This is a genomic window from Helicobacter bilis, assembly GCF_900198365.1.
GTDB classification, from domain to species: domain Bacteria; phylum Campylobacterota; class Campylobacteria; order Campylobacterales; family Helicobacteraceae; genus Helicobacter_A; species Helicobacter_A bilis_B.
The window spans coordinates 40,715-49,110 of the sequence record NZ_FZMS01000052.1; the positions used below are offsets into that span (position 1 = coordinate 40,715).

General features: G+C 35.0%; 9 protein-coding genes. 2 read left to right on the forward strand and 7 right to left on the reverse strand.

Features of this window, described 5'->3' with window-relative positions:
• Position 1 precedes the first annotated feature (1 nt).
• The gene (locus tag C6H08_RS07445; RefSeq protein WP_034565076.1) at positions 2-1,342 is read left to right on the forward strand and encodes a glycosyltransferase family 9 protein; all 1,341 of its coding nucleotides are present in this window, start codon (positions 2-4) and stop codon (positions 1,340-1,342) included.
• 37 nt (positions 1,343-1,379) lie between these two features.
• On the opposite strand, the gene C6H08_RS07450 is transcribed toward C6H08_RS07445, so the two are convergent.
• From C6H08_RS07450 to C6H08_RS07460, 3 genes are all read right to left on the reverse strand, one after another.
• The gene (locus tag C6H08_RS07450) at positions 1,380-2,402 is read right to left on the reverse strand and encodes an SAM-dependent methyltransferase (protein ID WP_034578964.1); all 1,023 of its coding nucleotides are present in this window, start codon (positions 2,400-2,402) and stop codon (positions 1,380-1,382) included.
• A 9-nt stretch (positions 2,403-2,411) separates the two neighbouring features.
• Positions 2,412-2,999 (reverse strand): HAD family hydrolase, encoded by a 588-nt coding sequence (locus tag C6H08_RS07455; protein ID WP_034565080.1) that lies wholly within the window; start codon positions 2,997-2,999, stop codon positions 2,412-2,414.
• Positions 3,000-3,125: 126 nt separating this feature from the next.
• Complete coding sequence (locus C6H08_RS07460) at positions 3,126-3,953, reverse strand: prephenate dehydrogenase (protein WP_034565083.1); 828 nt, start codon at positions 3,951-3,953, stop codon at positions 3,126-3,128.
• Positions 3,954-4,108: 155 nt separating this feature from the next.
• On the opposite strand from C6H08_RS07460, the gene C6H08_RS07465 reads away from it, so the two are divergent.
• The gene (locus C6H08_RS07465; RefSeq protein ID WP_104686155.1) at positions 4,109-5,539 is read left to right on the forward strand and encodes an OmpP1/FadL family transporter; all 1,431 of its coding nucleotides are present in this window, start codon (positions 4,109-4,111) and stop codon (positions 5,537-5,539) included.
• 8 nt (positions 5,540-5,547) lie between these two features.
• Here the strand turns inward: C6H08_RS07465 and C6H08_RS07470 are convergent, their stop codons facing one another.
• The 4 genes from C6H08_RS07470 to C6H08_RS07485 form a co-directional block, all read right to left on the reverse strand.
• The gene (locus tag C6H08_RS07470; RefSeq protein ID WP_034562610.1) at positions 5,548-5,991 is read right to left on the reverse strand and encodes a YqaA family protein; all 444 of its coding nucleotides are present in this window, start codon (positions 5,989-5,991) and stop codon (positions 5,548-5,550) included.
• 131 nt (positions 5,992-6,122) lie between these two features.
• Positions 6,123-6,641, reverse strand: coding sequence for a hypothetical protein (locus C6H08_RS12010; protein WP_233708525.1), 519 nt, complete (start codon positions 6,639-6,641; stop codon positions 6,123-6,125).
• 131 nt (positions 6,642-6,772) lie between these two features.
• Positions 6,773-7,222 carry a GNAT family N-acetyltransferase gene (locus tag C6H08_RS07480; protein WP_034562607.1) on the reverse strand — a complete coding sequence of 150 codons (450 nt, stop codon included), beginning with the start codon at positions 7,220-7,222 and terminating at the stop codon, positions 6,773-6,775.
• Positions 7,223-7,272: 50 nt separating this feature from the next.
• Positions 7,273-8,118: a radical SAM protein gene (locus C6H08_RS07485; protein ID WP_034579352.1), complete on the reverse strand. Its 846-nt coding sequence runs from the start codon at positions 8,116-8,118 to the stop codon at positions 7,273-7,275.
• Positions 8,119-8,396: the final 278 nt, after the last annotated feature.

The following is an 8,396-nucleotide window of genomic DNA, read 5'->3' on the forward strand; positions in this document are numbered from 1 at the left end:
CATGCTCACACTAAATACAAACAACTCTTATCATTTTCTACTCGTTCATTGCAATGAGTATAAAAATGGTGCAAGTCTTATACTCTCCTTGCATTGCATAAATGCCCTTGCAAATGAGTTTCCAAATGCAAAAATTAGCTTTCTTTTGCACTCAAGTATGCAGGACTTTTTTCAAAACAATCCACATATACACAAGATTTTTTGTATTGACACAGACCCAAATCTAGCAAAATCCTTAAAAAATGCAAAGATTAATATTTCACTCTCACTTGTAGCTGATAAAAAAAGCACAATAGCATTATTTCGTGCTGGGATTAAAGCTAGAATCGGCGTATTTTCACATTTTTATTCACTTCTTTTTAACTATAAGATTAAGCAAAAACGCACATTAAATAACAAACATGAGGCTGAATATAACTTTGATTTACTGCGATTTCTGCAATGCAAACAATTCATGTATCCAAAACTATATCTAAAACTAAGCGATATAGCCACCGCTCAAGAGATTATCGCACAGAAGTTTGACACAGATCTAGACACTAGCTATATTGCAATCTGTCCAAGTTATGGATTGCAAGAGCTAGGCTGGAAGAGTAGGCATTTCTTCACCATTGCAAATGCCCTTGCTAAGTTTCATAATGTATTGATACTAGCCCCAATTGATGAAATGCAGGGTTATCAAGCTATGCTTTCACAATTCCCAAATCTCTCACAAAAAAATCTTTTTTCTAGCACAGCACAAGATAGCACGACAAAAACAAATACTATCACACAAATCCTAGCCCTAATCCACCTAAGTAGCCTTTTTATCGCTAATAATAACACGCTTTTACACGCTGCTGCCGCACTTGATACTAGCACCTTTTCAATATTCCCGTATAAAAATACGATAAATCCGCACCGATATGCCCCCATCAGTCAAAACAAAAAGCATGTGATTTGCACACCTTTTGGTCTGTTTAACCCAAAAGATTCTCATGAGTATAGCGACTATGGATTGAATATGGATAGCATTACACCTGATATTGTATTAGCCATATTGCAGGCAAAATTCTTCTTAGATGAGCGGATTTTATTGCAGAATCTAAACGCACCAATATCACAAGCAGACACAGAATCTAATACAGACATTATACAAGATTCTAACAATCTACAAAACTCAAAAATTACACAAGATTCTATAAATACAAGAGATTCTAAATATGCGAGTAATTCTGCTAACTTACAAGATTCTAAAAATTTGCAAGATTCTAAAACCACACAACCAAACCAAAGATTAGATATTACAGAATCTAGCCTTACATACACAAGACAAGCAAGTATTATTGATGAGAGAGGGTAATACCTATTAAATTAAAGTAGAGTGCAAGAACTAGAATCTACACCCCACATACCAAAGCTTTAAAGCGTTCGCCCATAGCATTTGGTGCGATTAAGCCTTGCAAACTTGCTTTTTGTTTGCTTAGCTGGATTGTGCTAAAATGCGTAGAAAAACTTTCAAAAATATCCAAAATCTCACAAGATTCAATCAAAAATTTTGACTGCGTAACATTACATAAAACTTTAGCATTATTATTTTCCAATATCTTTTTTAACAGGCTAAAATCTATGTCATAAGTAATATCGCTTTTGCCTATAAAATGAGTTAATCTATCATTTTGCAATTCTTCATAGAGATTATAAACCTTGTGCTGCATATACATTCGTATATTCATTTCACGCGGTAAAAAATCGCCATAATCAAATGTGAGAAATATCCATTTACATGGCAAATTGCAGAGATTTTGTATAAAAGATTCCCAAATGAATGGGATTTCAGCACTTTTTATATCATACTTTTCTATAAATTCACTTATCTCACTGCTTGGCTTATCCCATGTAAAATTATTATTATGAAAATATAGCATGTTATTATTATGAAAAATATCGCAAGGCATGCTATCAAACAATTCATTAGATATGAAAAATACATTGTTTGGTTGCGTATCTTTTAGCATTTGCAAGTTATTATAAATATGTAGTTGCTTAGCAAATCTTGCAGTAATCCTTGCTTGAAAGGTCGCCTTCTGTTGTGTATGTAAGCAAACTAGTGGCTCTATCACGCAAAAGCTACTTTGTATGAAAACTACATCGCTAAATGCCTTTAAAAACTCTGCAATATCAGCGATTAAATCGCCATTATTACTCCCTATTTCCACAATGTGAAGTGGTAGAGTAAGCCTTTTTTCATCAAGCATTCTCAAAATATAGCGGCTAATCGCCCCGCCAAAAAACTTTGACACACTCACAGAAGTGTAAAAATCCCCCGCTTTTCCCACATGATTTTGCGTGTAATAGCCTGTATTTGGATTATAGAGCCACTCACGCATAATCTCGCTAAATGCTAACTTATTAGAAGTCATCATAAGCCCTTAATGAAACACGCGAAAAAATGCGAGATTTGGACTTGCTAGGGCTAACATTTCTCTATCCCCCCTAGTATCGCCATAGACATAGATCCTTTCATATTGTGTAAGGTCGTAGCTCTCTTTAATGCGTCTCTCTTTCTCTGGTCCATAGCAGTTTGGCTGGGCGAAATTGCCTGTAATCTTACCATCTTTTACCTCCATTGTAGTGGCAAGTAGATGAATATCAAAAGTTTTACATAAAGGACGCAGATACTCTTCAAAGCTAGCGGACACAAGCACTACAACATGATTATTTTCCTTATGCCATTGCATTTTTTGTAAGGCAGAATCTTTACAAAAAGATTCTAAATCGCTCACAAAGTCAGTGCAATGTTTATCTAATTTATCTTTTTCCATGCCCTTAAAACAAGACTTTAGCACTCTCTCCTTTGCCCTGCTATTATCTATCAAGCCAAGCTTATAGCCTATCAAAGTAGGCAAATTTTCTAACATTTTTATATAGAATCTTTTTCCTAATACAAAACGCAAAAATAGTTGAAAAGAATCCCCACGCGTTATAGTGCCATCAAAATCAAAAAATGCTATATCCAAAAGTAATCCCTTTATTGTGAAATTAAATATAAAGATAAGAAATATTACAAAACAAGTAGTATAGCAAAATTGTTTTTAGAATTATGGGTGAAAGGCATTTTAGATTCTAAGCTATGTTTAAAAAAACTATAAGAAATTATGCAATCCATTTGCCTTTTTCATCCATGCTATGAGTTTATCCCATTCTTCTTTTGCGACATACTCTTTTGCTTCAGTAAAATGCTTTTCAAAATCTGTGAGCGAATGCAATAGATGATCTTTATTATGTTTAAAAATATCTTTCCAAGTGATAGGAGAGCTATTTGCAAGACGCGACATGCTGCGGAATCCACCGCCAATTAAAGCAAGAATATTTTCTGGTTTTTCTTGTGCTAATACCGTGTTTGCAAGGGCAAAGCTTAAGATATGCGGCAAATGTGAGATATAGGCGATATGTTCATCATGACTTGCAGAATCCATTTTAATGATTTGCATACCAAGATTTACAAAAATCTCTTTTGCAAAGGCGATTTGAAACGCACCGCTTTTGTCTATATCTGTGAGAATTAGAATCTTATTTTTAAACAAGTCTTTTTGTGCTGCCTTTGGACCGCTATGCTCTGTGCCACTCATAGGGTGTGCGCCGACATAATTTTTACGCATTTTAGATTCTATAAGCTCATGTATAGCGTGTTTTGTGCTGCCTAAATCAATGATAGTTTGCGTTGGGGTGAGATCGCTAAAAGCATTTACAATTGGTGCTACAAAATCAAGCGGCACAGCGATAAATATCACATCGCATTGAGAGATTTCCTCCATACTCGCACACTCATCAACAAGCCCTAGAGACAATGCCTGCTGTTCGTGCAATGCCGCCTTATCATATCCCAAAATGCGTTTAAACATTTTTGTTTCTCTTAAAGCTAATCCTAAAGACCCACCTATAAGCCCTAAACCGATAATGCCTGCTTGCATACTTTTCCTTATCTAAAATCTCAAAACAGAAAGGATATTTTGCCATAATTTCTAGGAAATATGCTTATTTTGATAGCAGTGCTTTACAAAAAAAAAAAAACGATGTTATAATTTCTGGTTCTTTTTAAGGAAAATATTAAAATTTGGAGGAATGTATGTTAAAACATAAAAGGGTAGTGGGCGTTATTTGTGGGTTGGCTTTGAGTATAGAATCTATGCTAGGTTCTGGCTTTCGCTTGACAGAGCAAAGCTTGAATGGCACGGCACTTAATTCAGCATTCGTTGCAGGGGCTTATGGAGCAGATTCTACCTACTATAATCCTGCAAATATGAGTTTAGGTAGGGATAGTGATAAGTGGGAGTTTGAGATAGATGGGCAGCTGCTTGTCATACCCGGATTTGGCTTTGATACAGAAAATAGAGATAAGGGTGGTTCAGCACTTGGTGGTGCTGTGCTAATTGGCTGTGCTGATCCTAAAAAGAATTGTCCCGCAAGGGTAAATGGTAGGGCAAATTGGGCTTTTCAACCTGTGCCAAAATTCTTTTTAAAATCTCGTGCATATGAGTTGCCATTGGGCATGAAAACAAATTTTGGTTTTTCATTCACTACGCCGTCTGGTTTATCCATGGATTGGGATGGTGCGGGTGGCGGATTCCTAGATGATGTGGGTATTGCTATGATGGAGTTTAATCCCGTTGTATCTCTTGCATGGAAAGATATTGTGTCTATTGGACTTGGTGTTAGAGGCATATACTCATTTGGTGAATTTAATAACTCTTTATATGTGCCTTATGATGTGCCAAACCTTAGTTCCGGCACAAGCTATGTTCAGCAAACCTCAAATGCTTCTGGTTTTGGTGTCGGTTATAACGCAGCATTAACAATAAAGCCTTTTGCAACATTCTCAAATGAGAATCTAAAAAGCTTTAGCATAGCAGCTACTTATCGCTCAAAAGTATCCATAGATGCAAAAGGCAAACTTCAAGCAGTCGCTGGTGTAGATACGGGTATTTTAGGTAAAGGCACGGTGGATATGAATGCGGACTTGGTGCTTATGACTGATTTACCGCACATTATAAACCTTGCCGTATCGCAAGATTTTGGAAGAAATAGAATTGAGTTTGTTTGGGAATATACTTTTTGGAGTAGTGCTAGAATCTTTGAGTTTGGCTATGCTAATCAAGTGTTTTCAAACATGCAGGGTGATAAAAATTTTATTGGTTTGGGATTAGACTACATTTCAAATATGCTGGGATATGCCGACTACTCCGCCGTTGCCTATGGAAATGGCTGGAAAGATTCTAATGCGTATCGCTTGGGATATACATATTTTGGGGAATCTTATAAGATTATGGGAAGTATCGCCTATGATGAGACACCAGCCCCACAAGGTAAGTTTGGCATACCTGATGCAAATGCATATATGTTTGGCTTAGGTTTTAGGAAAAGATTCTTAGATGATAGGCTAGATTTAGGTTTGGCTTATTCACTTGCACTAAAAGATAATAGAAAAAGCTTTATAGCTTCTCATGATGGATTTGGGCAGTTGCATTTACTTACCATCGGTGCTAAGTATTTGTGGTAGTCTATACACTAGGTAATACCCCATTGAATATAAAGGTATATTAAGATAGCATAGCGACTTATCTTGCCAAGTGCGATAAAAAGCCAAGTTGCTATTTGATTATATTTATACAACCCAAGAAGTAGCACTAAAATATCCCCAATAAATGGCAGGAATGCAAAAAACGCGTAAAGATAGCCATATTTTTGCACATAGGGTCGATAAGATTCTATTCTTTTATAAGATTTCGGGAAAAACTTTCGCACAGCGGAATCGCCACCAAAATATGCAATATAATAGGTGCTTAAACTCCCAAGTATATTGCCTATACTAGCGACAATTAGCACAATATAGGGATTAAAATCAAATGCAATAAAACCGATAACAAACGCTTCAGACCCAAGTGGCCAAAGAGAGCTTGATATAAAGCAAACAAGCAATAACCCAAATAAACCATAATCATAAAAATTCATACACACTCCTGCTTTAAAATCTTAGTAATCGTTATTTCTTGTTTTTTGTTGCGTGATAAATAAATCTGTAAAAATACATGCCATGTTTATTTTAATATTTTTTTTAGAATCTTTTTATAGAAGTTTGAAACTTATTTGCAATCCTTGCAATATTTTTGTATCGCGTCCTTATATCTCTTTTGATATTCCGTTGGGAAAATGGTATCATCTAGGTATATTTTATCTAAGATTCTAGCCATCTCTTGCATAAGTTCTTTGCTATCATAGAGATTAAGACATGCGTTTGTATAGTCTGGATTCTCACCTTTTATGTCTTGCTTTTTATAAGTCCTGCTAAATCTTAGATCTGTTATATCCAATGCTCCATTATTTGCGTTTAATATTATTGTTTTAGTAAAAACTACAAGTTCATCTAACAAATTAGGCGGTATTGTAGCCCATACATCAGGATGACGATGAGAGATTACATGACTATCAACAAAATCGCTTTGTGGATTAAATTCCTGCAAACACACAAATAACGCATGTCTTTTGAGTTTTACAATCAAACTATCTGCACTATCCCAAGTATTAAGTAACTCCATAGGCAGTGGCTCTGTCGCACGACAAGCACTAAATAGTAGTAGTAATACTAGAAATATCTTTTTCATTGTCTAATCCTCAAAAGTAACATTTTGTTAGCACTATATTTTTATTTAGATATAAGTTTTACACATTTTCTTAATATAACTTAATCATAAGAATGATTTTAATGCAATGCAGCATTCAATCTAAACTACCCTTAACCCTCATTCAAGATTCGAGTATTTGTGGAATCTAAAATACACTCATAGAGATTCAAAGTATCTTTAAGCGACCAGTTAATCTCATGCCAAAAAAGATTCCCAAGAGAGTTATTCTTAAAAGCTACAAGATTAATATGTGTCGCACCCTCTTCTTTTAGTCTCTCTTTCACAAATGCCACCATGCCTTTGCCGATTTGCTTATGGCGATATTCCTTTTGCACACACACATGATAGAGATATGCACACCTCCCATCATAGCCGCATAATATGCTACCTACAATCTCATTATCACAGATAGCTACCACATTTGTATTTGGATTTTTTGTAAGAAATTTTTGCATACCTTCATAAGAATCATCAATAGTGCGGATATAAAATCCCTCAATGCTTTTCCAAAGTTTCAGCACTAAATCATAATCCTGTATAGTCATAACTCGCAGTTCCATAGCACACTTTCTTCACTTAAAAATAAGCGTGAATTATAACACAAAATACTTTAAACACCACGAAAAGTGCAGCTCTCACATAATAATGGCAGATTCTTATAAGTCCTTAGTGAATCTTGCATGTCTTTCATCTTTTTTGAGTGCATAATCTCCATAAAATCCTGCGTATTAAAATCACCAAGTGGCATTTTTGCACTTGCATCAATGCAGCATGGCACAACAACACCATTTGCAAGTATTGTAAGCTGCTTTATCGCCCCAAGACAATATGGCGAGTTTGAATGCGGTTTAGTTATCGTATTTGTCATTTTAGAATCTTTTTGCAAAGCAGTCCATGTAAAAGCCTTATGGAAACGCAGGAAAAAGTTTTTAGCTAAACGCAATCGCCTTTTTTCTGTTTGTAAAATTGCATTTGAGAATCTTTGCAAAAAATATGTGTAGTCATAATCTCCAAAAAGTCGCAGATTGATATAGAGCTGCGGGGCATATATCTTTGCATATTCATAAAAAGCAAGGATTGTATCAAAATATTTTTCCATCTCTTTTCTTAAATGCTTATTATCAAACAGGGCATCAAGAGAAAAGCTAACTTGATGTATATGCCTCTGTGTCAATATAGAAAAATGCTCTTTGTTTAAAAACGCACCACTACTTACAATGTCAAATCTTACTTTATAATACGCCCCAATATCAATGTATGCAGATAGATTATCCACACAGAGCGGATCGCCTAATACATGCAGACTTACAAGCCTTGTGTGATTGGCAATCTGTGATATGATTTTTTCAAATAAAGCTAGCGGCATAACTCCCCTTAGTGCCTTTTTTGGCGTGCAAAAAGAGCAAGAAAGCTTACAAATATCAGTAATTTCAACATAAATTTTATGGAATTTCATATATTTACCTACTTCAACATATCTTTGTAATAAAGAATATTGAAATTATACTATTGTGAATGTTGGGAAAAGAGATTGTTTTAAAAGGTATAAAAGAGAAGTGGTAAAAACTAATGTGAATCTTAGAATTAACTCATGAGACATATATATAATGTTGGAGTAACTAGAGATAAATCTGTGATAAATCGTCATTCTACAATTTAAGCAAAAAAGATCTTTTACATACATTCTAAACTCCACCCCAAAATTCTAACCGACATTTTTTCATTGTCAAGTCG

What these genes read in the sequence shown, in the direction of transcription:
- C6H08_RS07445 (WP_034565076.1), top strand. Translation starts at nt 2, where the DNA reads ATGCTCACACTAAATACAAACAACTCTTATCATTTTCTACTCGTTCAT.
- C6H08_RS07450 (WP_034578964.1), bottom strand. Translation starts at nt 2,402, where the DNA reads ATGACTTCTAATAAGTTAGCATTTAGCGAGATTATGCGTGAGTGGCTC.
- C6H08_RS07460 (WP_034565083.1), bottom strand. Translation starts at nt 3,953, where the DNA reads ATGCAAGCAGGCATTATCGGTTTAGGGCTTATAGGTGGGTCTTTAGGA.
- C6H08_RS07465 (WP_104686155.1), top strand. Translation starts at nt 4,109, where the DNA reads ATGTTAAAACATAAAAGGGTAGTGGGCGTTATTTGTGGGTTGGCTTTG.
- C6H08_RS07470 (WP_034562610.1), bottom strand. Translation starts at nt 5,991, where the DNA reads ATGAATTTTTATGATTATGGTTTATTTGGGTTATTGCTTGTTTGCTTT.
- C6H08_RS12010 (WP_233708525.1), bottom strand. Translation starts at nt 6,641, where the DNA reads ATGAAAAAGATATTTCTAGTATTACTACTACTATTTAGTGCTTGTCGT.
- C6H08_RS07480 (WP_034562607.1), bottom strand. Translation starts at nt 7,222, where the DNA reads ATGGAACTGCGAGTTATGACTATACAGGATTATGATTTAGTGCTGAAA.
- C6H08_RS07485 (WP_034579352.1), bottom strand. Translation starts at nt 8,118, where the DNA reads ATGAAATTCCATAAAATTTATGTTGAAATTACTGATATTTGTAAGCTT.